A 26990-nucleotide genomic window follows, 5' to 3' on the forward strand; every position below is an offset into this window, starting at 1 on the left:
TAAATTATACCATATTCCTTATTTGAGTACACTCAGAAGCTCCGCTACAACCTCTTCCATTGTACTATTTTTCTCGTCTACTGTAATATCTGCGTATTTTTCATACAAAACGCTTCTCTCATTGTAAAGAGAAATAAGAGACTGTCCCTCTTTCATGACTACTCCGCGCTGCTTAACATCCTTAAGACGCTTTGTAAGTTCATCCATTGAAACCTTAAGATAAACAACGGTTCCAAGATTCTTGTAATGCTCCATGGCTTCTTTTCCGTAAACCACACTTCCACCTGTAGCAATTACGCTCTTTTCAACTTCAATTCCTGTATTTATCTTATTTTCAATATCAATAAAGCCGTCAATTCCTTCTTCTGCTATTATCTCAGAAAGCTTGCGGCCATCTTTTTCCTGAATAACAATATCTGCGTCCACAAAATTATAGCCAAGTATCTTGGCCAAAATAACGCCTACTGTACTTTTCCCCGAAGCAGGCATTCCGATCAGGATTATGTTGTTTTTTTTCATAATATACCTCCCAAAAGAGCTAAGCCCTTTTGCAACTGTCTAAGTATAACAGAAAAAGGATATAACTGCCATATGGCAGTTATATCCTTTTGTTTACTCATCCATCTAGAGATCAGACAAATTCAGCATATCATCACTCAAGGATGTACTCGATTGAATCACCGATTGAACCTGAACCAATGATACCAAACTGAGCTGAGCTGTTTGGATAGATTCTGTAGTTCCAATCAAGAGGAGTAATTACATAGTAATCGCCTTCTTCTGCTACGTTTACGCACCAGCTTGAATCGATCTTAACATCCTTCTTGCTGATCTTAACTTTCCAGCCTTCGATATTCTCGTTAGTATCGTTAACAACTGCAAAGTTTACAACATAACCTGTTCCCCAGCTGTTGATCTGATAATCAAAATGAGCATCTGAAGGAGATGGCTGATCTGGCTGATCTGGCTGATCTGGCTGGTCTGGCTGATCCGGCTGGTCTGGCTGATCCGGCTGTTCTGGCTGGTCTGGCTGGTCTGGCTGATCTGGCTTAGTTACCTTCCAAGAATCAAGATCAACTTCACCAACTTTACCTGTGATAGTGATATCCTTAGCGCCCTTAAGGTCAGCTACAGTGAACTCCTTAGTTACAAACTGTCCGTTTGTGCCTGTAAGTCTAAGTGTTGCAACAGTATTACCGTCTACTCCACCTTCTTTAACCTCAAGCCATCCTGCAGCATTTGATCTGTATGTGATAGCAAATTTATCTGCACCATCAAACTCAACGTTCTTGTATGTTATTGAGCTACCATTCTTGATGCTTGCAACATATGTTACATCGCCTTCTGTCTTAGTTTCTACATTTGAAAGTGCACCTGTCTCAGCCTCTACTGCATCATATGGATTATATGATGAAGGAATTTCTGGCTGTGTTGGCTGATCTGGCTGTTCTGGCTGATCTGGCTGTTCTGGAGTTGTAGCCTTGTTAGCCTTCCAAGAATCAAGATCTACCTCACCAACCTGAGCCTGGAATGTGATATCCTTAGCACCTGTGATCTCAGTAGTTACCTTGAAATCTTTTGTTACGAACTGACCATTTGTGTTTGAAAGTCTAAGTGTTGTAAGTGTCTTACCAGCTACTCCACCTTCCTTAACATCAAGCCATGCAGGACCATTAGTTCTGTATGTTACTGTGATTGTATCAACACCATCGAACTGAACATTCTTGAATCCAACAAGGTTGCCCTTCTTGATACCTGCAACGTATATTACATTGCCTTCTGTCTTAGCTTCTACATTTGCAAGTGTACCTGTCTCAGCCTCTACTGTCTCATATGGATTATATGAAGCAGGTGTTTCTGGCTGTGTTGGCTGTTCTGGCTGCTCTGAAGCCTTGTTTGCCTTCCAGGAATCGATATCTACTTCGCCCTTCTCGCCAAAGAATACGATTGTCTTTGCACCAGAAACGCTCTCTTTTACCTTGAAGTCCTTAGTTACAAACTGACCCTTTGTATCTGCAAGTTTGAAGGATGCGATAACCTTACCAGCTACGCCATTCTCCTTAACTTCTACAACTGACATACCATTTGCTTTGTATGTAAGTGTGAATGTATCAACACCATCGAACTCAACGTTCTTATATGTTATTGAACTTCCCTTCTTGATACCTGCAACGTATGTTACATCGCCTTCTGTCTTAGCTTCTACATTTGCAAGTGTACCTGTCTCAGCCTCTACTGTCTCATATGGATTGTATGAAGCAGGTGTTTCTGGCTGTGTTGGCTGTTCTGGCTGTTCTGAAGCTTTGTTTGCCTTCCAGGAATCGATATCTACTTCGCCCTTCTCACCAAAGAATACGATTGTCTTTGCACCAGAAACGCTCTCTTTTACCTTGAAGTCCTTAGTTACAAACTGACCCTTTGTATCTGCAAGTTTGAAGGATGCGATAACCTTACCAGCTACGCCATTCTCCTTAACTTCTACAACTGACATGCCATTTGCTTTGTATGTAAGTGTGAATGTATCAACACCATCGAACTCAACGTTCTTGTATGTTATTGAGCTTCCCTTCTTGATACCTGCAACGTATGTTACATCGCCTTCTGTCTTAGCTTCTGCGTTTGCAACAGCTCCGTTCTCAGCCTGTACTGTCTCATATGGATTATATGATGAAGGAAGTTCTGGCTGTGTTGGCTGTTCTGGCTGCTCTCCCTGTTTCTTGCTAAAGCTAAAGGAATCAAGATCGAATGTACCCTTCTTAGAGAAGATGTAAAGGTTCTTAGTACCTTTAACTTCATTCTTAACTGTAAATTCCTTTGTTACAAACTGTCCATCTGTACCATTAAGCATAACAGTTGCAACAGCTGGACCATTTAATTTACCATCTCTGATTTCTAGAGCAGCTGGTCCATTTGATCTATATGTTACTGTGATTTTATCTACACCATCAAATTCAACATTATTGAACTGAACGACCTTGCCAGGAGCGATGCCTGCAACATATGTTGTATCACCTTCCTTAGCTGTCTCAGCATTTGTTAGAATACCATTCTCAGCCTGTAATGTCTCATATGGATTATATGAAGCTGGCTGTTCAGGCTGTTCTGGCTGTTCAGGAGTCTCTGTTGACTCTAAAGGAGTTGCTCTCCAATAATCAAAATCAATGTTACCAAGCTTACCAACAAAGTAAAGGTCATGTTTTCCTGAAACTTCCTTAATATTTCCTGAATTAAACTCCTTGAAAGCTCCCTTTGTGTTTCCTAATCTAACAAGACCAAGTGACTCACCGTCAACTGAATCAATTCGTACATCAACAAGGGCTGCTCCACCTGTTCTTCCGTTAATATAGAACTTATCTACTCCCTTTGAAAAATCAACATCTTTAATTAAAATATAATCATCCTGCTCGAAGCTTGAAAGATACTGCACGTCTCCTTCTGTTTTAGCTTCTACTCCGGACATTCCAAAGTTTATTTCAGCCTGTGCAATTCCGTAAGGATTCTTCTTTGGAGCTGCAAAAGTAGTTACAGCTGTTGAATCAAACCCAATGATGGCAGCACTAGAAAGCAGAACTCCGCTTAACAAAGCAGCTAATCTTCTTTTCATACAAACCTCCTTGTGAATTTAGTGTTTAGTTTCTTTTCTGATACTTAAACGTTTAAGATTACTCAAGCAAGTACATACTAGCATTACCTCCCAAAACGTACTTCTCAAAAAATGCTCCATATTTATCAAAAAGTGCTATTATCAGAAAATTTGGTGATATTCTGTATTTTAACCAATTTTTTCTGAATATATTTGTAAACTTTTACTTAACATTTTAAGCATCCCATTTTCATTTACGGTCATATCCTAAATCCTCAGTGTTCATGCGCTCTTTTAGTTTTGCGAATATTGTGGAATACTTTATATCATTAATTTTATCATCTTCAAAACTAATTTATAACATTATTTTGAACTTATATATTTTTAATTAATTTCCTTTTTGTAACATCCAATGTAACATATTATGGTATTCTCATAACAAAAGCCCTTGAATTGTCTGACAATTCAAGGGCTTAATTCATTTTTTATTTTCTTGTTATCACCTGAGCTAATCCATGGAAGGTATTAACATATCCCGCTTTGCCAGGCGTATGATCAGAAGGATCACCATTCGACGCTCCAAGAAATTCTCCCCATTCCTTAGGAATATCGAATCTAACATCTGCATTTGGCACTAGATTTCTATTTTTATCTAAAAGAGCTATCTTACGAATCACAATATTTCCTTCTCTGTAATCCTCTGTTACTTCAAGCCTTGCAGACTTTTTATCCGCCGTTTCATTAACCTCTCTAGATACCTCTTTTCCATTCCTATAGCCAACCACTTCCATCTTACCATGCTCAGAAAGGATATTTTCCCAAATAAGATAATCTCCATCTTTCATAGCTTTTTTTCCGTAGCTCTTTCCATTTAGGATAAGCTCAACTTCTTCCGCATTGGAAAAAACATAATAGTCAGTAGGAACTCCGGTCTCCCCATTCATATCAGGATAAGCATGGATCACTTCATCTTTACTCCACCATGACTTATAGAAATAATAAAAGTCCTTTGGATTTCCACAAAGATCCATAGCTCCGAACTGACTACTAATAGCTGGCCATGCAAATGGAGTAGGTTCTCCATAATAATCAAATCCTGTCCATATAAAGAGTCCACTTATCCATTCAGGTTTGCAATGGCGCCACCTTTCTGCCCCAAACATGTACCAGTCTCTTTTCTCGTTGATAGCAAGATGACACTTTTGAGCATCAGTTTTATAACAACCTCTTGTTGACTTAAATGTGCCCTGCTCTGTACATATAAATGGTATATCCGGATATTCCCTATGAAATTTCTCATAGAGGTCACTGTGATAATTAAAACCTGCCACATCAAGTTCTTTAAATATTCCTTCAAGCAGCTTATAATCCTCTATCTGAGTATTAGTCTTCATGTCCAGCATCAAAAGAGCCATGGTAACAGGTGTATATGGATCAAGATGTTTTATGAATTTCTTCATTGTCCTGGCAATCCTTGCTCCCTGACTTGTTGTCTGGGTCTGGGCTTCTTCGTTTCCGATAGAATACATGATAACGCTTGGGTGATTACGGGCTATCTTCACCATTCTTTCAAGCTCCGAGAGGTCTTTTGATGCGCTTGATAAAACTCTTGTCTCAAGCATTACAACCATTCCCTCTTCATCGCATATAGAAAGAAAATCCTCTGCCAAAGGATAATGTGCTCCTCTATAACCATTGGCTCCCATTTCTTTAAGTTTCTTAATTCGATAACGCATAACCTCTTTTGGAACAGCACTTCCAAGTCCGCCATGATTCTGATGACAGCAAACTCCCTTTATCTTGACCTGCTCACCATTTAAAAGAAATCCTTTATTATTATCAAATTCAATATTCCTGATACCAAAGGTCTTCTTATCAACATTGCAGATCTCGTCTCCGTCAATAAGAGTAATGATAAGCTCATATAGATTAGTATCATCAAGCGACCACATTTTCACTTCATCTTCTTCAAATTCAAAAGACGTTACTAATCTCAAGTCACCATCTCCAAGCTCAAAGATCAGCTTTTCATCAGTCTCTTCATACTTATCTATTGGTTCTGATATTATTTCCTCAAGATCATAATCGATCTTCTTAACAACCTTACCAGTTCTCTTTTCGCAAATCTCAAGATTAAGATATTTCTGATCATATCCCTCAAGGTTACATAATCTGCAGGAAAAATTCATGTGTACTCCGTTATTTTCCACCGGAGTTCCATGAATAAAGGCATCCTCGATATGCTTTTCTTCTACTACTTTAAGGTAGGCATTTCTGTAGATTCCGCCCCCTTCATAAAACCAGCCTTCCGCCTGCCTTGCGTCGCACTTGATAGAGAGAATATTTTCTTCTCCATAGGCCGCAATATCCGTGATATCAAGAATAATCCTTGAATAACCGCTTGGCTCATGCTCAACAAAAAATTCATTTAAATATATCCAGGAATCTCTATAGATGCCATCAAAGATAAGGTATATCTTCTTTCCCTCATATTCCTCAGGGATAAAGAAATGCTTTCTATACCATCCAACATTTTTATCAAAAGATCCCGCTGTAGTATGGGCATTATTTACATCCTCCATAGCAGGTATCGTATTATCTTTTCCAAATTCTTTTTCAGAATAATCATAGACCTTTGTTTCAAACACAAAGTCGTGAGGAAGTGTAACATTCTTCCAGTCTGAATCATCATATGCTTTACTCTCAGGTCCCTGGTTAAAAGATCCTGATTTAGCCCATCCCCATCTATTTCTGATAGTTTCTATATCCCCAAAATGAAACTTCCAACCATCATTAAAACTCTTAAGTTCCTGCATGCCTTCTCTCCTAGTCTTTTAAAATAGCTGATAACTCATTTTGATTCTAGCAAAATGCCCAATTCAATTCCTTTTACTTTCTTCACTTTTTCTTGCATTTTCAACTTTATTTTCATATGTGATAGGAAATTCAGGATAACATCCAATGTTTCAGATCATGAACATAAAAAACCCGGAAAGTTTTAGGATTGAACTTAAAACTTCCCGGGTCAAAAAATATCAATATTCGAAAATATTATGCATTAACAATCTTACCAAAGTCAGGCTTAAGGCTTGCACCACCAATAAGTCCACCATCGATGTTTGGCTTTGAAAGAAGCTCAGCAGCGTTACCAGCGTTCATTGATCCGCCGTACTGGATACGAACTTCATCAGCTGTTGCCTGATCATAAAGCTTAGCGATAAGTGCACGGATAAGTCCGCAAACTTCCTCAGCCTGATCAGCTGTAGCTGTCTCACCTGTTCCGATAGCCCAGATTGGCTCGTAAGCGATAACAAGCTTCTTAACCTGATCTGCTGTTACGCCATCAAGATCCCAAGTGATCTGTCTCTCGATCCACTCCTTGTATGTGTCAGCCTTACGAAGTGCAAGTGACTCACCACAGCAAAGGATTGGTGTAAGACCTGAAGCGAATGCCTTCTTAACCTTCTGGTTGATAAGGATATCGTTCTCGCCGAAGATATCTCTTCTCTCAGAATGTCCAATGATAACATACTCTACTCCAGCATCCTTGAGCATAGGAGCTGAAATCTCACCTGTGAATGCACCATTGTCTACGATGTAGAAGTTCTCAGCACCAACATGTACGTTTGTGCCCTTAACAGCCTCTACTACAGGTACGATATCGATTGCTGGTACGCAGTAAACTACGTCTACAGCATCATTCTTTACTAAATCTTTAAGCTCTGCGCATAATGCAACTGCCTCGCTAGGAGTCTTGTTCATTTTCCAGTTGCCCGCAATAATACGTCTTCTAGACATATATAAAGTTCCTCCAAATTGTAATAATGAGGTTCTGCTCTCGTGCCGATGGCACTCGACAGAACAAGTTTCACACTAAGCTCGATAAAACCTCGCAAAGTGTTCAGTCTTTATTGTCAGCTGCATAAACGCCAGGAAGCTTCTTGCCCTCAAGGAACTCAAGAGATGCTCCACCACCTGTTGAGATGTGGCTCATCTTGTCAGCATAGCCAAGCTGGTTAACAGCTGCAGCACTATCACCACCACCGATGATTGTTGTAGCAGATGTCTCTGAAAGTGCCTTAGCAACTTCCTTTGTACCTGTTGCAAGAACTGGGTTCTCGAATACGCCCATAGGTCCGTTCCATACTACTGTCTTAGCAGACTTAACTGCCTCTGAGTAAAGAGCGATTGTCTTAGGTCCGATATCAGCACCCTCTTTGTCAGCAGGAATCTTATCAGCATCAACAACTGTTGTGTTGATTGAAGGATTGTCGATAGGGTTAGGGAACTCATCGATGCATACAGCATCAACAGGAAGAAGAAGCTTCTTGCCGAGCTTGTCAGCCTTCTCCATCATTTCCTTACAATAATCAACCTTTGTCTCATCAAGAAGTGACTTACCAACTTCATATCCCTTAGCCTTAAGGAATGTGTAAGCCATACCACCACCGATGATAAGAGTATCGCACTTCTCAAGAAGAGTATTGATAACGTTGAGCTTATCAGCAACCTTAGCACCACCAAGAATAGCTACGAAAGGTCTTACTGGATTCTCAACTGCGTTTCCAAGGAAGTCGATTTCCTTCTGCATAAGGTAACCAACTACATTGCTTCCGCCCTTTTCTGTGATGAACTTTGTAACACCAGCTACAGAAGCGTGTGCTCTGTGAGCTGAACCAAAAGCGTCGCATACATAATCATCAGCAAGATCAGCAAGCTCTTTTGCAAAAGCCTCACCAGCCTCTTCAGGCTTAGTCTCTTCCTTGCCTCTGAAACGTGTATTCTGAAGAAGAACTACATCTCCCTCATTCATAGCTGCAACAGCAGCTGTAGCATCAGCACCAGTTACATTGTAGTCAGCTACGAACTTAACTTCCTTGCCAAGTTTCTCTGAAAGTCTCTTTGCTACTGGAGCAAGTGACTCGCCCTCGTTAGGGCCATTCTTTACCTTACCAAGGTGTGAGCAAAGGATAACCTTTCCACCATCTTTGATAAGCTTATTGATTGTAGGAAGAGCTGCAACGATTCTAGTCTCGTCTGTGATCTCACCATTCTTAAGAGGTACGTTGAAATCACAACGAACAAGAACACGACGGCCCTTTACGTTAATATCATCTACTGATTTTTTGTTTAATGACATAATTTTTCTCCTTATCTGTTTAAAAAAGGTCCGGCCCACTTGGACCGGACCTCTTAAATAAGATCTCTTTAAGTTGGATTCACAAGGTAGTTCTGCTCTCGCATCTTACGATGCTCGACAGAACTAAGTTCGAATCATCGCTTCGAAAGAACCTCAGCGGATTCTCACTTAACGAACTTCTCAAAGTACTTGATTGTACGAACCATCTGTGATGTGTATGAGTTCTCGTTGTCATACCATGAAACAACCTGAACTTCGTAAAGGTCATCACCGATCTTTGTAACCATTGTCTGTGTAGCATCGAAGAGTGAACCATATGTCATTCCAACGATATCTGAAGATACGATCTCATCCTCGTTGTAACCGAATGTCTCAGGATCTGAAGCCTTCTTCATAGCTGCGTTGATAGAATCCTTTGTTACTTCTGTAGCTGACTTAACAACTGCGAAGAGAAGTGTTGTTGAACCTGTAGGTACAGGAACTCTCTGAGCAGCTCCGATGAGCTTGCCGTTAAGTTCTGGGATTACAAGACCGATAGCCTTTGCAGCACCTGTTGAGTTAGGAACGATGTTAACAGCGCCTGCACGTGCTCTTCTAAGGTCACCCTTTCTCTGTGGTCCGTCAAGGATCATCTGATCACCTGTGTAAGCATGGATTGTTGCCATGATACCAGACTGGATTGGAGCGTAGTCGTTAAGAGCCTTTGCCATAGGTGCAAGGCAGTTTGTTGTGCAAGATGCAGCTGAGATGATGTTATCATCTGCTGTAAGTGTCTCGTGGTTAACGTTATATACGATAGTAGGAAGATCATTTCCTGCAGGAGCAGAAATAACAACCTTCTTTGCACCAGCGTTGATGTGTGCCTGAGCCTTATCCTTTGATGTGTAGAAACCTGTACACTCAAGAACTACGTCTACACCGATCTTACCCCAAGGAAGGTTATTAGCATCAGCCTCCTTGTAGATCTCGATCTCTTTACCATTTACTGTGATTGAGTGATCGCTGAATGAAACCTTATCAGCGTACTTGTACTTGCCCTGTGATGAATCATACTTAAGAAGGTGAGCAAGCATCTTAGGATCTGTAAGATCGTTGATTGCTACGATCTCTGTTCCCTCGTGCTCAAACATCTGTCTGAATGCAAGACGACCAATACGGCCAAAACCATTGATTGCTACTTTTACTGCCATTTTAAGTTCCTCCTAAAATGAATTATATATATTTTTTGTTGCTGTTACTTATCATTTCAAATTGATAATTTTTTATCAGCACTTACAATTCTAATAAACTTTACAGCATAAATCAAGTAAGATTGTGAAAAATCTTTTTAACTATCCAAGTTCATTAATATAAATAAAAAAGCTATAATATTAAATGTTACTTGCTGACTGCTTTATAAAGAAAGGCTTAGACTATGTTACCAGCAGATTATCACATGCACACACACAATTCAGGAGACTCTGATGCTCCTATGAAAGATATGATAGAAAGCTCAATTCAAAGAGGATTAAAAGAAATATGTTTCACAGAGCATCTCGACTACGATTACCCAGAATTCGAAGATCTTCCACTTGGAACCTTCGACCTTGATTACAAAGCTTATCACGATGAATACCTTTTATATAAAGAAAAATATAAGGGTCAGATAAAGATAAACTTTGGAGTTGAAGTTGGAATGCAGCCACATATTGCCCAAAAGAACTTGGATTTTGTCAAAGATGGAGACTTTGATTTTGTAATAGCCTCTGTTCACCTGATAGACAAAAGAGATCCATTTTACGGCGGTTTCTGGGATACTGACTCTGTAGAAAATAATTTCAAAAGATATTTTGAACTCACATTAGAAAATATAAAGCTCTTCAATGATTTTGATGTTCTTGGTCACCTTGATTATCTGGCAAGATATGTTCCAGAAGGCGACACCACATACAGTTATCAAAGGTTCAAAGAACAGATCGACGAAATACTCCTTTATCTTATCGAACATGATAAAGGCCTAGATTTTAATTCCAAAGCCCTTAGCTACGGAGATAGCTTCAGCACCAACCCATGTCCTGATGCACTTAAGCGCTACCATGAGCTGGGCGGCCGCATCATTACTTTTGGCGCAGATGCTCACAATCCAGAAAAGGTTGGCGTCAAATTCGAAGAAGCAGTAGAGATTGCAAAGGCCTGCGGATTCACTGAGTATTACACTTTCGATAAAAGAAAGCCTATTGCTCACAAACTCTGATACCATTTTTATTTGGTCAAACTTTATACAAAATAAAAATTATAGTAGAATATTGATATATATGTATTGGAGGATATCTGATGAAGTCTGAATTCTATGATAAAAAGAAAAGAGCTCATATATATAAAGCCATCTTCACTTACAAAATATTAACTTTATTCCTTATACTTTTTCTGAATTTTGTTTTGGCATTTTTTTTCTTTAAAAACATAGAGACCTATAACGCTAACCGTGAATTCATGGCGCCTTACTTTACAGTCGTAGGACTTCGCATTCTTATTGTCATCGCCAGCATTTTTCTTGATATCTATATTCTCAAAAGAACTGCATCAATAGAAAAAAGGCTCTCAACCCTGGCATTTTTGGACAAGCTCACAGGGCTTCCAAACAGATATAGCTGTGACCTTCTGATCCAGGAATATTCTGAATCAGACAAGCTTCCAAACCTAGGTTTTATTCTAATGCAGCTCAATAATTTAAAAGATATAAATTCTGGCAGTAGTCACAAAGAAGGCAATAATCTGATAGCTGAATTTAGCAGCATACTAGAAGATGTCGGTAACGAATATGGTTATATCGGCCGAAATGGCGGAAATGAGTTCATAGTTCTTTTGGAAGACTGCGACAATACTAAGATAGATATGTTTCTTATGGATCTGACCAAGAGAATCCATGGTTACAATGAACTAAATGTAGGAGCTCCTATAGAAGTCTCCTATTCAAAAGTCCTTAATAGTCTTGAGCACATGGACAAGATCACAGACGTCATATCTCTTGGCTACAGGAGAATACATGAAATTCCACAGATTCTTTCTTAATAAAAAAATCTTAATACCTGTCATTGGAAGCCTTATCATATCTTCCATACTAGCGGGATGTTCCGAAGAAGCTGAAACTCCAAGGTCATCTTCCACTGCAAGCACTCTTCCATCAGAAGAAGCAGAGCATGTCAAAGGAACAAGAGACAATACGCCAGTATGTCTTGTTCCAGAGGCTTCAGGAACTGTCATTTATGAAAACGAATTTGCAGTACTTGACGCATCCAATTCAGCTGAAGGTTATGTAATGGTAAGATATATCGGATCCAGCCCTAAGGTTAAGCTCCAGATCACAGGTCCAAATGAAACCACCTATACCTATAATCTTTCGACATCGGAGCCAAAAGACGAAGTTTTTCCGCTTCAGTCAGGTGACGGCGAATATATCATAAATGTTTTTGAAAACATAAGTGGCACACAGTATTCCATGGTGTTTACAAAGCCCCTAGATGTTACATTAAGAGATGCCAACCTTCCGTTCCTTTACCCAAATCAGTATGTTGATTTTAGTAAAGATGATCAGGCCATCGCTAAAGGTGCTGAACTAAGCTACAGCTGTAACAACGATCTTGAGGTGGTGTCTTCGATATACAATTACCTCATTGAAAATATCAACTATGACTACGAAGAAGCTGAAACAGTTCAAAGTGGCTATATTCCTGACATAGATGAAGTTCTATCCACCAAAAAAGGCATCTGCCTTGATTACGCTGTACTTATGAGCAGTATGCTAAGAAGCCAGCAGATTCCTACCAGAATGGAGGTCGGTTATGCAGGAACCGCGTATCACGCGTGGATCAGTACTTATATCAAGGACATTGGCTGGGTCAATGGTATGATAGAATTTGATGGTGCCAAATGGTCACTTATGGATCCAACTTTTGCATCCAATACAGGAGAAAAAGAGCTTCGTTCCTTCATTGGCGACGGCTCAAATTACTCCGTAAAATATATCTATTAATTTTCTTAGAGGGACGATATGAAGAAAGAAATTGCAAAAAAACTAAACAACTATGAGATTGCAAGTTTTTGCAGACAGATGGCTCTTTTGATGAAAGCAGGAATAACTCCAAGTGATGGCATAGACATCCTTATGGAAGAGCAAAATGACCCTGCAGCCCGCAAAATACTCTCTTCTATCAGTCAGGTTCTCACAAGCGGTGAAAAATTCCATGTTGCTCTCAACATGAGCGGCGTATTCCCTGATTATGTCATTCACATGGTGACTATAGGCGAAGAGTCCGGAAACATCGACGTAGTCATGGATTCTCTTGCCGACTACTATGAGCGAGAAGACAGCATACAGGCCAACATCAAGAACGCCGTAAGCTACCCTCTTATCATGGTATTCATGATGCTCATCGTCATTCTGGTACTTGTTATCAAGGTACTTCCCATATTTGAACAGGTATTTGCTCAGCTTGGCACCAACATGAGCGGTTTTTCACAGTCTCTTTTAAATGCCGGCAATATCCTGAACAAGTACTCCATCGTATTCGTGGGCATTTTGGTTCTTCTAGCCCTTCTATTCTTCTATTATTCATACACAACAGGTGGTAAAAAAGCCTTTGGCAGGCTTATGGAAAAATTCCGCCCAACAAAAAAACTCTTGGAAGAGCTTGAAAGTGAACGTTTTGCAAGTGGCATGGTCCTTACTCTTTCAAGCGGCATGGATACTTACGAGAGCTTATCACTGGTAAAAAGACTTGTTGAAACCGATGCTATGAAAAAGAAAATCGAGACCTGTTCTACTCTACTTTTAGATGGAGACAGTTTTCCAGAAGCTCTTGAAAAATCAAAGATCTTCACTTCCTTCTATTCACAGATGGTAACTGTAGGCTTTAAATCAGGTTCTATGGATAAAGCAATGAAACAGATTGCTGAAAGATTTGAACATGAGACAGAACGTAAGATTTTTTCTCTGATATCAGTTCTTGAGCCAACTCTTGTAATCATCATGTCCATAATCGTTGGTATGATCCTATTATCGGTTATCCTGCCTCTCATGGGCATAATGTCAACTATCGGATAAGGAAAAGCTATGACTAACAGATTCGAGTCAAAAGAAAATAGAATACTTGGCATTTCAGATCAGGTCTACAGAATCTTTTCAGTTGTGATCTTTATAGCTATCGCCGTGCTTTTTTATCTGGCAGTTGATGCCTCTGGCAGAAGCACCATAGAAAAGCAAAAAGAGTCACTGGAAAATGCCCTTTCAAGGGATATTGTCCAGTGCTATTCCATTGAAGGCCAGTACCCTCCTGATCTTCAGTATCTGGAAGATCATTACGGTCTTACTTATGACAAGACTACATTTTTTGTGGATTACCAGCCTATAGCATCCAATCTGTATCCGGATGTAACAGTGATCCAGATTTCCAAATAAGAGGATAGTATGAAGCTTAGCAAAAAAAGTCATGTGATAGACGCAGTATTTATCCTGTGTCTCATGTTCCTGTTTGTGCTGTCAGCTCTTGCTGTCATCACTATAGGAGCCAATATTTATAAAAAGAATGTATCTGCCATGTCAGATAACTACTCTCGTCGTATCGCCTGTGCCTATGTAACAGAAAAGGTAAGACAGGCTGATGATCAGGGAAGGATCTATGTGGAAGACATCTTTGATCAACACGCGTTAGTGTTGCAAGATGAGATAGATGGTGCTCTCTATAACACCTATATCTACAGCTACGACGGATATCTGATGGAATTGTACGCAAGAGCAGATCTTAAAGATATTTATCCACAATCAGGTCAAAAAATCCTTGAGATAACCTCATTTAATGTGGATTACGTGTCAGATTCTCTTTTATCTGTAGATCTGATCCTAAAAGACGGCGAGGATGAATCGATGTTCATCGCCAGAAAAAGTGAAGGCATTTAATGTTAAACAAGCAGACTAATTCGAAAACGAGCTTATTTCTCATGGAGCTCATCATAGCGATATTCTTCTTTTCCCTTGCATCTGCAGTATGTGTAAGGCTCTTCTTTTCTGCTCATATCCTGGCTGAAAAGACCGTTAACCTGAACAACGCAGTGACCTGGTCTCAGAACATGTCCGAGGCCTTTTACGGACAAAATGGAGACATCAAAAAGATCGCAGAGCTCTATCCTACCGCATTTGTTTCTCACAACACTCTCATGCTGTTCTTTGACAAGAACTGGGAAATTGTATCTGATGATGTTACAAAAGCTTCATATGAAGTTCTTTTGACCACTCAAAAAAACAGCGCAAGACTTGTCTACGCCGATGTTTCTGAGTACAAAGGAAAGATCTCAGGAAATGCCATGACAGGGCATATTGCAGTAATAGATATCAGAAACACTGAAGAAGTGTTCTCAGAAATACCTGATGATCCAGATATCATCATCATCGATAACAAAGTGGATGTATATCTTAGAAAGGAGGCAGCAAATGAGTAAGAAAAGAAGCACCGGCGCTCATGTTGGTAGTGCCTCTATCATGCTGATATTTGCCGTTCTCAGCCTCATATCATTTGCAACCCTTACTCTGGTCAATTCTAAGGCTGATTACAATTTGAGTAATAATCTTGCAGAAAGACAAAAAATATACTACAATGCCTGTCATGAGGGCAATGCTTTTGTTGCCTCTGTTTATTCAGGCTATGACAATGAAGAAGAACATGGTATAATAAAGAAAAATATACCAATTAGCGACAATCAATCACTTAATATTACGTTAATAAAAAAAGACGCAGATTATATTATTACTCAGTGGCAAATTGTCAACGACGGGGACTTCGAGTACGATTACTCACTTCCTGTTCAACAAAAGTAATCAAAACTTTATCAAATTTTTATGATTTGCATAACGTTTTAACGCCCACAGCATAAATGTTGTGGTACAATAGATTATGTACTGAACTATATATATAATTTTGAAAACAAAGAAAACTTCATTTTCTTAGCAACTAAAATACTTATTGGAGGTTCAATATGGGAAAAAGAATACTCATTACTGATGACGCCGCTTTCATGCGCATGATGCTTAAGGACATTCTTTCAAAGAATGGCTATGAAATTGCAGGCGAAGCAGAGAACGGCAAAGTTGCAATCGAGAAATATAATGAGTTGAAACCCGACCTTGTAACTCTTGATATCACAATGCCTGAGCTTGATGGTATCGGCGCACTGAAAGGAATCAAAGCAGCAGATCCTAACGCTGTTTGCATCATGTGTTCTGCTATGGGTCAGCAGGCCATGGTTATTGAGTCTATTCAGGCTGGCGCAAAGGATTTCATCGTTAAGCCATTCCAGGCTGATCGTGTTCTCGAAGCTGTTAAGAAAGCTATCGGCTAATCTTCTCTTCGCAGAGCTTTAATGAGATTACAAACCCCGTTTCCTATTGGAAACGGGGTATTTTTCGTGTATTAGCTTACTGCGGATTTATCATCTATTGCTTCCATTTTCTTCAAAGTTTTTAACGATTGTATATCTATATAAGAAATACAGTATCATGATCAAGTAAAGCATCATTACGCTTGCAGTAGTTTTCTTAACGTTACCTTGGAAAGCTATCACAACTGTTACCACTGAATAAACGGCCTGTAATAATATCAAGAGAATCCAAATGATTCCTACCCTGAAATAAAAAGATTCATTTTCATTCACAAACATTGCTATCATAGTCATTCCAATAATATCCAAAGCCTGTTGCAAAACCATAACTCCAAAGCTCACCTGCAATACCGCGTCTGGATTAGCAAAAGCACAAATCACTGATGACACAGCATCAGCCGTGCAAAGCCAAGCCAGATATCTAAAAGCTCTGTGTGCCTTAGGCAGGTATTCTTCTGCATCAATTCTTGACACGATCAGTTCTGAGTTTTCCTTTATTCCCACATATTTGTCATTAACATAATCAGCACTTTTCTTTGCAAATATAGCTCTAACTACTGCCAAAAACGCAAATAACAAAGTAAGATTAACAGGCACAAACAAATTGATAATTCTAAGAAGCAATACAGTAGCTGCAACTAACATATAAACAAGTAATGGTCTGTCTTTTTTCATGTTTTTATTTTCCCCTTTAAGCCTTTTTTCAATTATCTCAAAGCATTAACGCCGCTATTCCAGCCTTCAAAAACGGTTACTCCAGGTACAGCATCAACAGTACTATCTTGCTTAACTGATTCATAGTCTGTATTAATAGTGTCCAAGTAATCATATAGCTGAGAATAACTTGTATTTTCATCAATTACATATCCACCAGTTACTAGATTTTTCATATCCGTTTTCTGGTCATCTGTAAACTCAGTATGGGAATCTATCTCTTGCTTAATAGCATAAGCTGTATCTGCGTCCCAACCACATAGTGCTGCCAATCCGTGCATTCCATCAGTTCCAGGAGAAGTCATTATTTCTTTATAGGTATTCGTATATCCTGGCGTATACAATCCCACATTAGCAGTACTCTTAGTTGTTTAAAAACCAATTTCCTTAGCTGTAATATCAATGCTTTTTCTAATTGTCTACACCGAACTATCACATCTATTTCTACATGATTTATCACTTTTGCATTAGTTGAACCAAGGTCTTCGATATATGTTCCATCCGGCATGACATTTATAGCCGCATGTTGTCTGCTAATTAGCCACAATGCATGTTGTTGATGCTGCACCATTTGGTTGACTATGCTACACTCAACATCTAGATATTTTGTATAATTCTGTCAATTGCATTACCAAACATGTCTTCATCTTCATTCTTAATTTTTTCAAGCACCCCAGTAAAAGAAGCTTTAACATTCTGCGGTAAATCAATATACAATTGCTTAATTACTTCAACAGAATAATCATCGTTCAAGCATCTATACATTATAGTTTTTGCCCATTCCGGAGCTTTCTTATACATTGACACTATCCCATATATAGTATTTAAGTATGCTTTCTTTGTAGAAATCGTTTCTAACAAGTGGACCATTCCAAACATCACTTCTGTATCATTAGTGTCATCATCAAATATTGCGCATATTTCTGCAATATCATCCTCTGAATAGTCAATAGCTAATCTTTCTAATGCATTTTCAAAAATGCAAATTTCTTCCTGATTTCTCAATAATCTATTCTGTTTTAAAGCATTTATTATTTCATTTTTCATTACTTAATCTATTTTTCCTGACTTCGTGTGTCATAATATCTGCATATCTAGTAGTTATTGGAATATGACTTTCTTCACCAATCATATTCATTACTATTTTTGTTGCCACTTCTAAATCTATCATATTCCCTACCGAAACAAATATCGGCTTTACTCCAGTGTGTGTTCGTAATACTCTGCCATATACTTCCCCACCAATAACAATATCTATGTAATTCCCTTCTTCAGGTTTAAGATTAGAATAATCAAAATCAATAAACTTATAGAAAGACTTTGCCACCCCAATAGTTGGTTTTCCAAGCATTATCCCCGCATAAGTTGCTAATCCCATATGTCTTGGATGTAAATATCCATTTCCATCAAACATATACAAATCTACATTATTTTCCAGCAACTGTGCTGTTTTCTCAAATAATTCGTACTCTCGAAAAGCTAAACAACCTGCAATATAAGGAACCGTCACCTCTCCCACGCTACTCTTTTTTTCTATCACTTCCAAAGTCTTATAGTCATAAACCACTATACAACAACATGCATATTCTTTATCCTTATTTTTCCAATATGCCAAATCCACACCCGCCACATTATGAAGCGTGTCTATTGTCACCATGTTATTCAATTCTATCTTTGACTGCAATTCTTCTTGCTTTTTTTCAAATAATTCTTTTATATGTTGCTCTTCATAGACTATGTTCTTATCACCCATATAATCTTTTTCTTTTTTCAAAAATACTTTTTTCACTATCTTTCAATTCTTTCTTTTCAGCGGCAATGTTCCCCTGTATATCATATTCTTTCATTTGTATTGTCAATCCATACTTACAGTATTTGGTACATTTAATATTGCCGTTTTCATACCACTCAGTATAATAGCCATCAACTGTTCCTGCATCCATTATGCAATAGCTTTTAACTCTTCCAGAAGGATAAAATCGAACCCGTTGTCCTTGCGGAATTCCTTCATGATAGAAAGCATAATATGCCAAATTACCATTTTCATACTTTTCATATAATATCCCTTCTATAGGAACTCCCCCCTCGTAATCTTCTTTAGTATAAACTTGTTCTCCGTATTCACCAGAAAAGCAAACTTCTCCTATAAATTCAACACCCTTACTTATAACTTCACTAGAAGATAATATTTCCATCAGTATTTCTCCTTATCCATTTCATCAGAGTTGTATGCGTTAAACCTATCAAGCCAGTTGGTCTTGTTTGTCTTAAATGTCTGCGGGGCATATCCGCTACCTGATGCTTCTAAAATATTTTCCTGTGACACGTCTCTTACACGCTGTTTTTATAAAACAGCTTCTGCGGCCTTTCTGTAATGTCCTCTTTCTAGTATTTCACCCATATCGCAATCAAGGTCTAATGAAATCCTTTCAGCAAGCGGCATGGTAATGTACTGTAAATCATCATCTAATACAGCTTCTGTCTGCACTATTACTGTATATCCACCATATCCTTCAAACAGATCCAAATACTTTTTTAGTCTGCTATCGTTTAATGGCCTGTTTGTTACAACTACATGACGAGTATCATCCATGATATCCTGCAAAAGTTCTGGAGTAACAGCACACTCCTGCTCTACTATCACATAGTCATACTCTCCCTTTGCTGCAAAAGTGTGGGCAAGGCTATTGAGCATTGCCGGAGTAAGATGATAATGAAAAAGATATTTCTCAAAGGCTGGAAGGTAGTCAAATTCACCATGAACTATGTTCTTCTTGATCTTCTCATAGGAATCACTGGTCAGGTTAATGACTGCTGCCGCAAGATCCTTACTTGCGTAATCTAGCATAAACTTACCCGCATCAAGCTTCTCGTAATAGTTCTGCATATTTTCCGCATCAATGTAGAGTACCTTCCTATTCATTTGAGAAAGTCTGGCGGCAATAGAAAGTGCAGTTATAGTCTTGCCAGATCCTCCATAGGGGGAAGACACCGCAACAATCTGACATTTTCTTTTAACATCAGTATCCTTAAGCACCTCATCTCCCAGAATCCTAAGTATTGCTTCAGAGCCCTCTATCTTATTAACAACAAGCCCGGTATTTATATGTTCTCCAATCAAAAATGTAACATCAGCCACATTTTTTCCAGATGCTTTATTCATAAAGGCTTCGTCAACAAACTCCACATTTACTCTGTGTAAAGCTGTTCTTGAAGCAACAAATGCTTTTTCATCTGTAATAAATTCCAAGCTAATGTCTCGTCTCATTCTAGAAACAAGTTTTCCCACAATCTTATCGATATATTCTTTATCCGGACTGGAAATCCTAACCTTCATTCCCATTTCTTTTCCTCTGTTTATTACCTGATCTCTACTGCAAACTCCATGTCTGAGAGCTTTATTTTGTCGCCGTTTTTAATATGAATCTTTTCGCCATCCTGAAGGCGCTTCCCATCCATATATGTTCCGTTACAGCTGTTAGCATCCTCAATAAAGTACTCGCCATCTTCTCTTTCAATCACGCAGTGAAGCCTACTTATTGATGGATTGATAGTTATTGTTCCTTCTACGTCGACGGAATTACCAATCCTGAAAATATCGGCGCTGTCATAAAGAGCAAAATGCCCATAGTCACCTTGATACCTCAGAACAAGCTCTGAATTTTCATCACGTCCTTTGTCTTCCAATTTATCGAAGCTCTTTTCCGTATTCATTCCACTTAATAAGTGGTCTATACTACCGAATGTTTCAGAGAATTCCTGCCCTGTCATTTTCTCAATAACACTCTCACATTGTTTTCCCCACGTAGCATTTTCACATTCCTTGTCTTTGGCATCTTCTCTTATGACAGGTGCTACAAAAAACTTTGCAGTATTATCTTTTGAATCTCCAAATATGTACTGCTCACTGATCTGTACATAACTTCTTTCCAAAAATTCACTATTATCAACAAGCGCTATAACTTTAGCTATATCTCCTGCAAAAGAGCTATAGCCGCTCAGACTGGTAAGCCCATCAATCGGGTAGATAATCTGCGGTTCCCCATTCATGTATATCTTCGCAGGTAAGATAACCTTATCCGTATTCAAGGAGCATACTGCTTTTAGCCCCAGTTCAGACCACCTTTCCTTCTCCTCTAATACGGCTAGAATATATGATTCATGTCTTTCAAATTTCATCTTCTCTCCATACAGGTGTCTTTCCTTTAAACAGATCACCTTCTTTAAACATAAACATTTCACCAGGTTTTAATGGCTTGCTATGAGCTGCTTTGAAACTATTAGTAGGCTCAATAACCTTAAGGTTTCCGATATTCTCGTACATGAGAATATGTTTATATCCTGTAACAATACGGGTAAGCTCATTTGCGCCATAGGTAACAGATGCATTAGGTACATCCGTCAATATGATAGCCACTTTCATACTCTTATATTTATTAACGATATCCCTGAATCTATTCATACTCATAGAAGACGAAGAAGCTATCGTATAATATTCTGATGAGCCCAAAACGATCACAATAAGTGGCTCTTTTTCCAGTGCATCCAAATGCCCTGCAAGAATACTCTCTTTTCTCTTTGATAGAGTTGTGACTATCATATCTATCTGTTTATCAATATCTTCAGGATTAAGAGTATATGTCTTTACTGACTCAAGGTGAGCACAATCCTTCATTAGACGGTCATATGAATCCAAAACATAAAATTCAACAGGCGCCTCTTCTCTTCTGGCATCAAGAGACTTAATAATATAATTGATGTAACTCTTTCTACCTGTATGCTTCTGTTGTCCAGCGATAGCAAGCATATTTTTGACAGCCAGATTAATAAACACTGGCGCAGTATCTGAATAATTCATGCACAGAAGCAACTGATATGGCTCCCACTTGATTGCTGGATAATTCTTGTAGACAAAATCTTCAGTATATACAGCTGGAACAACAGGTATAGCATTTTTAACATAATCGCTATACTTTGTATTTACACCAGCAATGAATTCCCTTATCTGTCCAATCTTGTCAATCTCACGTTCTGCGTCAAATGCCTGATATATCTGTATTTCAAAAATATTTCGGTCAATCTGCGTAATTCCTCTTCCTGGATACTCATCCGGTCTTAGCTTACATTTTCTGAATAGAAGGTCATAATCCATCTTGTCATTACTGTTAAGTACCAATCGTTTGGAACTTGACGAAATGATCTTATTACTAACTCCGTTTACCTGAGGAGCAGTGATTATAGTTGTAATTCCCATTGAATTACCTTCTCTACACACTTCAACCAAAGAATCTATAAAGCCAGGATAGGCTTCTTTAAATGCAAGATAATTTTCTAAAATGAAAACTATCTGAGGAATATCTCTTTTTCCAGATTGCCTGTAAGCGCTGTAAGAACTGATACCATACTCAGATAAAAGAGCTTTTCTCGTATTTATTTCCTTTTCCAGCATCTTCAGTAGGTTCTTGACCTTCTCAGTCTCATCCTCAGTAGCTACATCTGATACATGTGCAAGTGAAGCAAAATTGCACATCATAGTAGATGCAAAGTCCATTATGTAAAAAGCTACTTCCTGAGGAGGATAATTATCTGCTACTCTCTTGATGATTGTCTGTAACGTATTAGTCTTTCCTGATTGGGACGTACCAATTATCAGCACATTTTCCTGGGTAAGATTTAGATAATCTGCTGCCTGAGATTGCTTGGATGGATCATCATATATTCCTATGTCGATCACCACATCATCAGTTTTATCAAGCTCCTTATCAGGGATTCTTATCTTCTCTTCAAGCGGTGGCAGACATATAGGTGAAAGAGGCTCTATCTTCATTTGTTCACAATACTCGCCAATCCTTGCTATGATCGCATCTAGCTGAGTTTCCTCACCCTCACTCTTCTCGTCGCCCTGCTTGTAGACAGTAAGTCTTGATCCATCTAATCCCACAACATTTATCTCGTACTTACTCTTTTCATCAAGTCCTTCAACGTGAGTTGTAGCTCCACTATATCCAGACTGGAATAGTTCAAACAACTCATTATTTCCCACTTGAAGATAAGCTCTACCTGGTTCTTTTATCTCTGCAGCAAGAGGTGACTTGAGTACTTCATTACTATCTCTATTATCCTGAACCTTCAAACAGAGCTTAAACCTTGAATTACTCCAAATCTGATCATTTACAACGCCAGCCGGCTTCTGGGTTGCCAGAATCAGATGTACGCCAAGGCTTCGGCCGATACGTGCAGCACTGATAAGTTCTTTCATGAACTCAGGATGCTCGTTTTTGAGCTCAGCAAACTCATCCACAATAAGAACCAAATGAGGAAGCGGTGTTGGTGTAACGTTTTCCTTAAATAGTTTTATATAGTCATCAATGTGGTTAACTTCATATTTAGCAAACAATTCCTGTCTTTTTAAGAGCTCCGCTTTAATGGAACTAAGTGATCTGTCTATCTGCTTGCCATCAATATTTGTGATAGCTCCATTCATATGTGGGAGGTTCTTGAACTGATTTGCCATTCCACCACCCTTAAAGTCGATGATGATAAAGCCAACTTCGTAAGGATGAAACAAACTTGCAAGAGATAATACAAAGGACTGAATTATCTCTGACTTACCAGAGCCTGTAGTTCCAGCCACAAGTCCATGTGGTCCATGAGCCTTCTCATGTATATCAAGTGAAATGGTTGCTCCATCAGCTCTAACCCCAAGTGGTGCAGCCATGCTTTCATAAATCTTAGATTCTTTCCATCTTTTTCCAAGATCAAGATCATAGGCATTTAAGATTCCAAGAATGTCGTATAGGCTTACATTTTTAGGAAGTCCATTTTCTATACTCATCTCGTCAACGAACATTCCTGCCATTTTCTCTGCTGCCTTTAGCACTCTTTCATCAGGCAACTCTTTGTAATCAAATTCATGACGAACAGTTCCATCGGATACATTCTGCACATACCCCTTGTTCTGGTTTACATCAAGAAATACTCTTTCGTCACAATCATGATTTATCAGTTCTTCATGTTCTTCAAAAAACACAAACGTAAAGCCAAGTTTTCTAGCGTTCTCAACAAATCTGTTGATAGGGTGTCCGCTGATCATCTCAGAACGATACACAAGAACCACGTAATCGCAAAAAGCTTCTTTTTTTCCGGCATTTTCTCTCTTTGATAACAGATTAAAAAGGTACTCTTTTCCTGTCTTAGCACTCTCTTCATCGTATATAAAAAGTCTTCTTCCATTATCATCCGTAGTATGCTTGATCCAACGCACCCAAGAGAGGTCTTTTACATCACACTCATCCATGATCAGAAAAATCTTGAGGTCACTATAGAAATGTTGAGCAGAAAGGGATATGATCACGTTTTTCAAAAAGCCAAGAAGCTTATCCCTGTTACCAATGATGCCCACTGCATTATTGTCATGGAGATTCAGCATAACTGGTACATCGTCTATGTACTCATAACAGTCATGTATCTGTTCTGGATAGTTGACATACTCATCCTCTACTTCCAGTTTTTCTCTAGCCCCATATTCAATCTGGTTATTTGATAGTTCTGTACCTTTACCTACACTTATGTTCAAATAATCAGAGTGGTCCTTCTCTTTTTCAAAAAGATGAGCATCAAAATTTTCTATTTCCTCAAGAGATGTTTCTGCAGAAATCTCCATCTTATTCAAGATTAGCTTTTCTTCTGCCCTTGCTTCCTCAATAGCTTTTACCTTGTTATCTATGTAGTTTTGATACTTCTCAACTCTTTCTACTAATTTCTTTTTGTAGTTTTTGCGAACCTGTACCATTCTCATAATGGAAACAATAATACTGCTCACCATGAAAAAAGCGAAATAAAAAACATAAATTCCGCTTCTACCCATAGCTATTCTAAGCGCCATCATTCCGCCCATTGTGATTACTGTTGGAAGCAAGGAGAGTAAATAGCTCTTAGTTGGTTCAGACGGTTTATTAGGTGGAGCTATGACCTTTAGTCTAGTATCTTGAACCGCATATCTTTGTCTTACACTTCTGATAAATCTTGGATACTCAAGTGCATTATTGGATTCCTCAATCTTCTTACACGCTAATTTAGTAGATGTCTGTGAGATGCTGGATGTCCTGAGCTGATCACCATCTATGAAAAAGATATGACCACTTAGAGAAAAGAACTGCTTATCGCTAAGAGCTATTCTCTTTTCATTGCAAAACACTCCATTAACTGTTATTCCATACTTGGAATTGGACAGATCTATCTCATACATTCCCTGTCCCAAATGAGAATATACAATATAATCATTTCCAAGTCTGTCGTCATCAACGAATACATCAGCGTTATCCACTCGTCCTATGACATAATTGCCGCCAACAGGCGTGTCTATGATAAGCAGGTAGTTATCCTGAATATTTCCAAAATCAAAAGAAAAATCCAAATATAAAAAAGTAGTATTAGATTCCTGATATCTGATCTCAACTCGCTCTCCAGGAATTAATACTGTTAACTCTTCTTTTATATTTGGATTTTGTCTTGATACAAAATACACTTCACCATCGCAGGATGCTATGAAATTGTCACCCTGCCTTGATATCTCTATTTTGTAATCACTATAAAATTTATTTCTTTTAAAATAAATCTGACATTCCTTGTATGTTCCCAAAGATAAGGTATCCATATCCTCGGTAATAACAACATCTTTGTTTATCTTATTTCCATATATCGATAATTTATAATCCATCTCAATATCCTACTTAGTATGCGCTCTGTTGTGCATTAGCAACATTTTTTTCAATATCTTCGCCGCCATCTTCATCAACCTTTTTAAAGTCCTCCAAGACTGCTTCCACATACATTCTCAAACTCTCATACACGCAATAGAGTTCAAGGGCCTGATCACGCATGTTTTCCAGCGAACATCTAAGACAGGTAGTTGTAAGTCCTGCATATACTTCATCTACCAGATTTGTTTTCATATTATCTAAGCTAAAGTACATTTCTCTGGCTTTTTCCCTGCATGTAGTAAATTCTTCTGCTAATGTAGCCATATCTGACTCGGATATTTTTACACTCTTTCCCATACAACGCCTTCTTTATACTAATTTTTGAACTGATGGAGATTCCGTCACAAAACTTCCTACATGTGTGCGGAGCTCCGATACTGCTGAAGCAAGTTCTGTATAGTCATTGTTAAAATTATCAAGATAATCGCTAACTGCAGCAAGTACAGACTGACACATCTCATAGGATGCACCTTCCCAATTTCCGTTATTCACAATGTTTCTGATAGTTTCCCTGTGTTCATCAAGGGTTGAAAATGACTCCAGCATAGACTGATGTTCATCTTCATAAGTACCAATTTTTAATTCATCAACTTGGATCATGTCTCCATTCTCCTCTAGTCATCGTAAATCCAATGGACAACTTCTACTTCCTCATAAAGGTCTTTTTCCAGCTCAGATATCATCTCTTCAAGAAATTCAATAATCTCATCAATCTCACCAAACATGGTGGCGCAACCTTCATCTAATGTTCCGATATCTTCAAAAAAGCCATCTCTGTAAGGGATATAGATGTCATCATGGTATATACCTGAAAGATATTCACACTCCTCATAGACAACTGTATTGCAGCTTTCAACTGCGCTATCTGCTGAGGATTGATACCCATCAGCAGCTTCTTTACACTCAGTAAGTGTATCTATGAGATTTTGACAGTTGTCAATCTTTTCTCTTATTTCAGGTCTTTCACGTAGTTCCTTCGTTACTATCTGATGTCCCATACTTTTCCTTAATCAATTGCCCCGATTACTCGGGGCAATTTCTGATTTATGCATTTTTCTCTACCTGGATAGTCTCATCAAGTTCTTCAGACTTACCAGTATCAACAGCTTTCAAGTTAGCGATATAATCTTGGATCTTGAGTGAAGAGTTCCTAAGTTCAGTTACATAAGTAGTCATTACCTTTTCAAGACCTCCATCATATCCACTTACATTGGTTGTCCAAAGCTCTAAAAGTTTTGTAGCACATTCTTCTCCGTCAATTCCTTTGTTAGCAACTCCTTCGATTGCATTTCCAAAGTTTATGATCTCTGTATCAAGGCTTGTAGCAAGCCTATCATACTCATCTGCTATTGCTTTAAGTCCTACCTCATCAATATTCATG

29 protein-coding genes are annotated in these 26990 nt (G+C 38.5%); 9 read left to right on the plus strand and 20 right to left on the minus strand.

Going from position 1 to position 26990, the window contains the following annotated elements:
• Window positions 1-18 precede the first annotated feature (18 nt).
• The 6 genes from bhn_RS09820 to gap all read right to left on the minus strand — a co-directional run bounded on the left by bhn_RS09820 (window position 19) and on the right by gap (window position 9913).
• Window positions 19-519, minus strand: a complete 501-nt coding sequence (locus bhn_RS09820) for a shikimate kinase (protein ID WP_071176538.1) — start codon at window positions 517-519, stop codon at window positions 19-21.
• A 133-nt stretch (window positions 520-652) separates the two neighbouring features.
• Window positions 653-3604, minus strand: coding sequence for a carbohydrate-binding protein (locus bhn_RS09825; protein WP_071176539.1), 2952 nt, complete (start codon window positions 3602-3604; stop codon window positions 653-655).
• 464 nt (window positions 3605-4068) lie between these two features.
• The gene (locus bhn_RS09830; RefSeq protein ID WP_071176540.1) at window positions 4069-6399 is read right to left on the minus strand and encodes a glycoside hydrolase family 2 TIM barrel-domain containing protein; all 2331 of its coding nucleotides are present in this window, start codon (window positions 6397-6399) and stop codon (window positions 4069-4071) included.
• 235 nt (window positions 6400-6634) lie between these two features.
• On the minus strand, window positions 6635-7381 hold the full coding sequence (tpiA, locus tag bhn_RS09835) for a triose-phosphate isomerase (protein WP_071176541.1): 747 nt from the start codon (window positions 7379-7381) through the stop codon (window positions 6635-6637).
• Between the two features lie 103 nt (window positions 7382-7484).
• The gene (locus bhn_RS09840) at window positions 7485-8723 is read right to left on the minus strand and encodes a phosphoglycerate kinase (protein ID WP_071176542.1); all 1239 of its coding nucleotides are present in this window, start codon (window positions 8721-8723) and stop codon (window positions 7485-7487) included.
• A 164-nt stretch (window positions 8724-8887) separates the two neighbouring features.
• Window positions 8888-9913 carry a type I glyceraldehyde-3-phosphate dehydrogenase gene (gap, locus tag bhn_RS09845; protein ID WP_026652051.1) on the minus strand — a complete coding sequence of 342 codons (1026 nt, stop codon included), beginning with the start codon at window positions 9911-9913 and terminating at the stop codon, window positions 8888-8890.
• Window positions 9914-10137: 224 nt separating this feature from the next.
• Here gap and bhn_RS09850 point away from each other — a divergent pair, with 224 nt between their 5' ends.
• The 9 genes from bhn_RS09850 to bhn_RS09890 all read left to right on the plus strand — a co-directional run bounded on the left by bhn_RS09850 (window position 10138) and on the right by bhn_RS09890 (window position 16094).
• Entirely contained in the window at window positions 10138-10956 is an 819-nt protein-coding gene (locus bhn_RS09850; RefSeq protein WP_071176543.1) for a histidinol-phosphatase HisJ family protein, read from the plus strand.
• A gap of 80 nt (window positions 10957-11036) precedes the next feature.
• Window positions 11037-11774 (plus strand): GGDEF domain-containing protein, encoded by a 738-nt coding sequence (locus tag bhn_RS09855; RefSeq protein ID WP_071176544.1) that lies wholly within the window; start codon window positions 11037-11039, stop codon window positions 11772-11774.
• A complete protein-coding gene (locus tag bhn_RS09860; protein ID WP_071176545.1) occupies window positions 11749-12735 on the plus strand; it encodes a transglutaminase-like domain-containing protein in 987 nt (328 codons plus the stop codon). The genes bhn_RS09855 and bhn_RS09860 overlap by 26 nt, the downstream gene beginning before the upstream one ends.
• An 18-nt stretch (window positions 12736-12753) precedes the next feature.
• Window positions 12754-13806 (plus strand): type II secretion system F family protein, encoded by a 1053-nt coding sequence (locus tag bhn_RS09865; RefSeq protein WP_071176546.1) that lies wholly within the window; start codon window positions 12754-12756, stop codon window positions 13804-13806.
• Between the two features lie 9 nt (window positions 13807-13815).
• Window positions 13816-14160, plus strand: coding sequence for a hypothetical protein (locus bhn_RS09870; protein ID WP_071176547.1), 345 nt, complete (start codon window positions 13816-13818; stop codon window positions 14158-14160).
• Between the two features lie 9 nt (window positions 14161-14169).
• Window positions 14170-14658, plus strand: coding sequence for a DUF4860 domain-containing protein (locus bhn_RS09875; protein ID WP_071176548.1), 489 nt, complete (start codon window positions 14170-14172; stop codon window positions 14656-14658).
• On the plus strand, window positions 14658-15197 hold the full coding sequence (locus bhn_RS09880; protein ID WP_071176549.1) for a hypothetical protein: 540 nt from the start codon (window positions 14658-14660) through the stop codon (window positions 15195-15197). The genes bhn_RS09875 and bhn_RS09880 overlap by 1 nt, the downstream gene beginning before the upstream one ends.
• Window positions 15190-15573 carry a hypothetical protein gene (locus bhn_RS09885; RefSeq protein ID WP_071176550.1) on the plus strand — a complete coding sequence of 128 codons (384 nt, stop codon included), beginning with the start codon at window positions 15190-15192 and terminating at the stop codon, window positions 15571-15573. Before bhn_RS09880 ends, bhn_RS09885 begins: the two co-directional genes overlap by 8 nt.
• 158 nt (window positions 15574-15731) lie before the next feature.
• On the plus strand, window positions 15732-16094 hold the full coding sequence (locus bhn_RS09890; protein ID WP_022764589.1) for a response regulator: 363 nt from the start codon (window positions 15732-15734) through the stop codon (window positions 16092-16094).
• Window positions 16095-16184: 90 nt separating this feature from the next.
• On the opposite strand, the gene bhn_RS09895 is transcribed toward bhn_RS09890, so the two are convergent.
• From bhn_RS09895 to bhn_RS09955, 14 genes are read right to left on the minus strand one after another with little or no spacing between them, the layout of a single operon-like run.
• Window positions 16185-16808, minus strand: coding sequence for a hypothetical protein (locus tag bhn_RS09895; protein WP_071176551.1), 624 nt, complete (start codon window positions 16806-16808; stop codon window positions 16185-16187).
• A 32-nt stretch (window positions 16809-16840) separates the two neighbouring features.
• Complete coding sequence (locus bhn_RS09900) at window positions 16841-17197, minus strand: hypothetical protein (protein ID WP_162493383.1); 357 nt, start codon at window positions 17195-17197, stop codon at window positions 16841-16843.
• Entirely contained in the window at window positions 17152-17418 is a 267-nt protein-coding gene (locus bhn_RS16135; RefSeq protein WP_071176553.1) for an FHA domain-containing protein, read from the minus strand. The genes bhn_RS09900 and bhn_RS16135 overlap by 46 nt, the downstream gene beginning before the upstream one ends.
• A gap of 26 nt (window positions 17419-17444) precedes the next feature.
• On the minus strand, window positions 17445-17894 hold the full coding sequence (locus bhn_RS09910) for an Imm30 family immunity protein (protein ID WP_071176554.1): 450 nt from the start codon (window positions 17892-17894) through the stop codon (window positions 17445-17447).
• Window positions 17884-18621 carry an endonuclease V gene (locus bhn_RS09915; RefSeq protein WP_236845904.1) on the minus strand — a complete coding sequence of 246 codons (738 nt, stop codon included), beginning with the start codon at window positions 18619-18621 and terminating at the stop codon, window positions 17884-17886. The genes bhn_RS09910 and bhn_RS09915 overlap by 11 nt, the downstream gene beginning before the upstream one ends.
• Window positions 18593-19042: a toxin-antitoxin system YwqK family antitoxin gene (locus bhn_RS09920; RefSeq protein WP_071176555.1), complete on the minus strand. Its 450-nt coding sequence runs from the start codon at window positions 19040-19042 to the stop codon at window positions 18593-18595. The genes bhn_RS09915 and bhn_RS09920 overlap by 29 nt, the downstream gene beginning before the upstream one ends.
• Complete coding sequence (locus tag bhn_RS16025) at window positions 19042-19173, minus strand: hypothetical protein (protein ID WP_257786642.1); 132 nt, start codon at window positions 19171-19173, stop codon at window positions 19042-19044. Before bhn_RS16025 ends, bhn_RS09920 begins: the two co-directional genes overlap by 1 nt.
• 18 nt (window positions 19174-19191) lie before the next feature.
• Window positions 19192-20190: an AAA family ATPase gene (locus tag bhn_RS09925; RefSeq protein WP_071176556.1), complete on the minus strand. Its 999-nt coding sequence runs from the start codon at window positions 20188-20190 to the stop codon at window positions 19192-19194.
• Window positions 20191-20207: 17 nt separating this feature from the next.
• Window positions 20208-21026, minus strand: coding sequence for an FHA domain-containing protein (locus tag bhn_RS09930; RefSeq protein WP_071176557.1), 819 nt, complete (start codon window positions 21024-21026; stop codon window positions 20208-20210).
• Entirely contained in the window at window positions 21016-25566 is a 4551-nt protein-coding gene (essC, locus tag bhn_RS09935) for a type VII secretion protein EssC (RefSeq protein ID WP_071176558.1), read from the minus strand. Before essC ends, bhn_RS09930 begins: the two co-directional genes overlap by 11 nt.
• Window positions 25567-25579: 13 nt before the next feature.
• Window positions 25580-25906, minus strand: a complete 327-nt coding sequence (locus tag bhn_RS09940; RefSeq protein WP_071176559.1) for a hypothetical protein — start codon at window positions 25904-25906, stop codon at window positions 25580-25582.
• A 12-nt stretch (window positions 25907-25918) separates the two neighbouring features.
• Window positions 25919-26209, minus strand: coding sequence for a hypothetical protein (locus bhn_RS09945; protein ID WP_071176560.1), 291 nt, complete (start codon window positions 26207-26209; stop codon window positions 25919-25921).
• Window positions 26210-26223: 14 nt separating this feature from the next.
• Complete coding sequence (locus bhn_RS09950) at window positions 26224-26607, minus strand: hypothetical protein (RefSeq protein WP_071176561.1); 384 nt, start codon at window positions 26605-26607, stop codon at window positions 26224-26226.
• 46 nt (window positions 26608-26653) lie between these two features.
• Window positions 26654-26989 carry a hypothetical protein gene (locus bhn_RS09955; protein ID WP_071176562.1) on the minus strand — a complete coding sequence of 112 codons (336 nt, stop codon included), beginning with the start codon at window positions 26987-26989 and terminating at the stop codon, window positions 26654-26656.
• Window position 26990 lies beyond the last annotated feature (1 nt).

It is taken from the genome of Butyrivibrio hungatei, from assembly GCF_001858005.1.
Taxonomy (GTDB): Bacteria; Bacillota; Clostridia; order Lachnospirales; family Lachnospiraceae; genus Butyrivibrio; species Butyrivibrio hungatei.

Excerpts from the sequence above, each read along its gene's own strand:
- bhn_RS09890 (WP_022764589.1), top strand. The coding sequence starts at position 15,732 with ATGGGAAAAAGAATACTCATTACTGATGACGCCGCTTTCATGCGCATG.
- bhn_RS09860 (WP_071176545.1), top strand. The coding sequence starts at position 11,749 with ATGAAATTCCACAGATTCTTTCTTAATAAAAAAATCTTAATACCTGTC.
- bhn_RS09945 (WP_071176560.1), bottom strand. The coding sequence starts at position 26,209 with ATGATCCAAGTTGATGAATTAAAAATTGGTACTTATGAAGATGAACAT.
- bhn_RS09920 (WP_071176555.1), bottom strand. The coding sequence starts at position 19,042 with ATGGAAATATTATCTTCTAGTGAAGTTATAAGTAAGGGTGTTGAATTT.
- bhn_RS09870 (WP_071176547.1), top strand. The coding sequence starts at position 13,816 with ATGACTAACAGATTCGAGTCAAAAGAAAATAGAATACTTGGCATTTCA.
- tpiA (WP_071176541.1), bottom strand. The coding sequence starts at position 7,381 with ATGTCTAGAAGACGTATTATTGCGGGCAACTGGAAAATGAACAAGACT.
- bhn_RS09955 (WP_071176562.1), bottom strand. The coding sequence starts at position 26,989 with ATGAATATTGATGAGGTAGGACTTAAAGCAATAGCAGATGAGTATGAT.
- bhn_RS09940 (WP_071176559.1), bottom strand. The coding sequence starts at position 25,906 with ATGGGAAAGAGTGTAAAAATATCCGAGTCAGATATGGCTACATTAGCA.
- bhn_RS09895 (WP_071176551.1), bottom strand. The coding sequence starts at position 16,808 with ATGAAAAAAGACAGACCATTACTTGTTTATATGTTAGTTGCAGCTACT.
- gap (WP_026652051.1), bottom strand. The coding sequence starts at position 9,913 with ATGGCAGTAAAAGTAGCAATCAATGGTTTTGGCCGTATTGGTCGTCTT.
- bhn_RS09930 (WP_071176557.1), bottom strand. The coding sequence starts at position 21,026 with ATGAAATTTGAAAGACATGAATCATATATTCTAGCCGTATTAGAGGAG.
- bhn_RS09850 (WP_071176543.1), top strand. The coding sequence starts at position 10,138 with ATGTTACCAGCAGATTATCACATGCACACACACAATTCAGGAGACTCT.
- bhn_RS16135 (WP_071176553.1), bottom strand. The coding sequence starts at position 17,418 with ATGGTGCAGCATCAACAACATGCATTGTGGCTAATTAGCAGACAACAT.
- bhn_RS09950 (WP_071176561.1), bottom strand. The coding sequence starts at position 26,607 with ATGGGACATCAGATAGTAACGAAGGAACTACGTGAAAGACCTGAAATA.
- essC (WP_071176558.1), bottom strand. The coding sequence starts at position 25,566 with ATGGATTATAAATTATCGATATATGGAAATAAGATAAACAAAGATGTT.
- bhn_RS09885 (WP_071176550.1), top strand. The coding sequence starts at position 15,190 with ATGAGTAAGAAAAGAAGCACCGGCGCTCATGTTGGTAGTGCCTCTATC.
- bhn_RS09880 (WP_071176549.1), top strand. The coding sequence starts at position 14,658 with ATGTTAAACAAGCAGACTAATTCGAAAACGAGCTTATTTCTCATGGAG.
- bhn_RS09875 (WP_071176548.1), top strand. The coding sequence starts at position 14,170 with ATGAAGCTTAGCAAAAAAAGTCATGTGATAGACGCAGTATTTATCCTG.
- bhn_RS09925 (WP_071176556.1), bottom strand. The coding sequence starts at position 20,190 with ATGGGAATGAAGGTTAGGATTTCCAGTCCGGATAAAGAATATATCGAT.
- bhn_RS09910 (WP_071176554.1), bottom strand. The coding sequence starts at position 17,894 with ATGAAAAATGAAATAATAAATGCTTTAAAACAGAATAGATTATTGAGA.
- bhn_RS09840 (WP_071176542.1), bottom strand. The coding sequence starts at position 8,723 with ATGTCATTAAACAAAAAATCAGTAGATGATATTAACGTAAAGGGCCGT.
- bhn_RS09820 (WP_071176538.1), bottom strand. The coding sequence starts at position 519 with ATGAAAAAAAACAACATAATCCTGATCGGAATGCCTGCTTCGGGGAAA.
- bhn_RS09865 (WP_071176546.1), top strand. The coding sequence starts at position 12,754 with ATGAAGAAAGAAATTGCAAAAAAACTAAACAACTATGAGATTGCAAGT.
- bhn_RS09855 (WP_071176544.1), top strand. The coding sequence starts at position 11,037 with ATGAAGTCTGAATTCTATGATAAAAAGAAAAGAGCTCATATATATAAA.
- bhn_RS09830 (WP_071176540.1), bottom strand. The coding sequence starts at position 6,399 with ATGCAGGAACTTAAGAGTTTTAATGATGGTTGGAAGTTTCATTTTGGG.
- bhn_RS09825 (WP_071176539.1), bottom strand. The coding sequence starts at position 3,604 with ATGAAAAGAAGATTAGCTGCTTTGTTAAGCGGAGTTCTGCTTTCTAGT.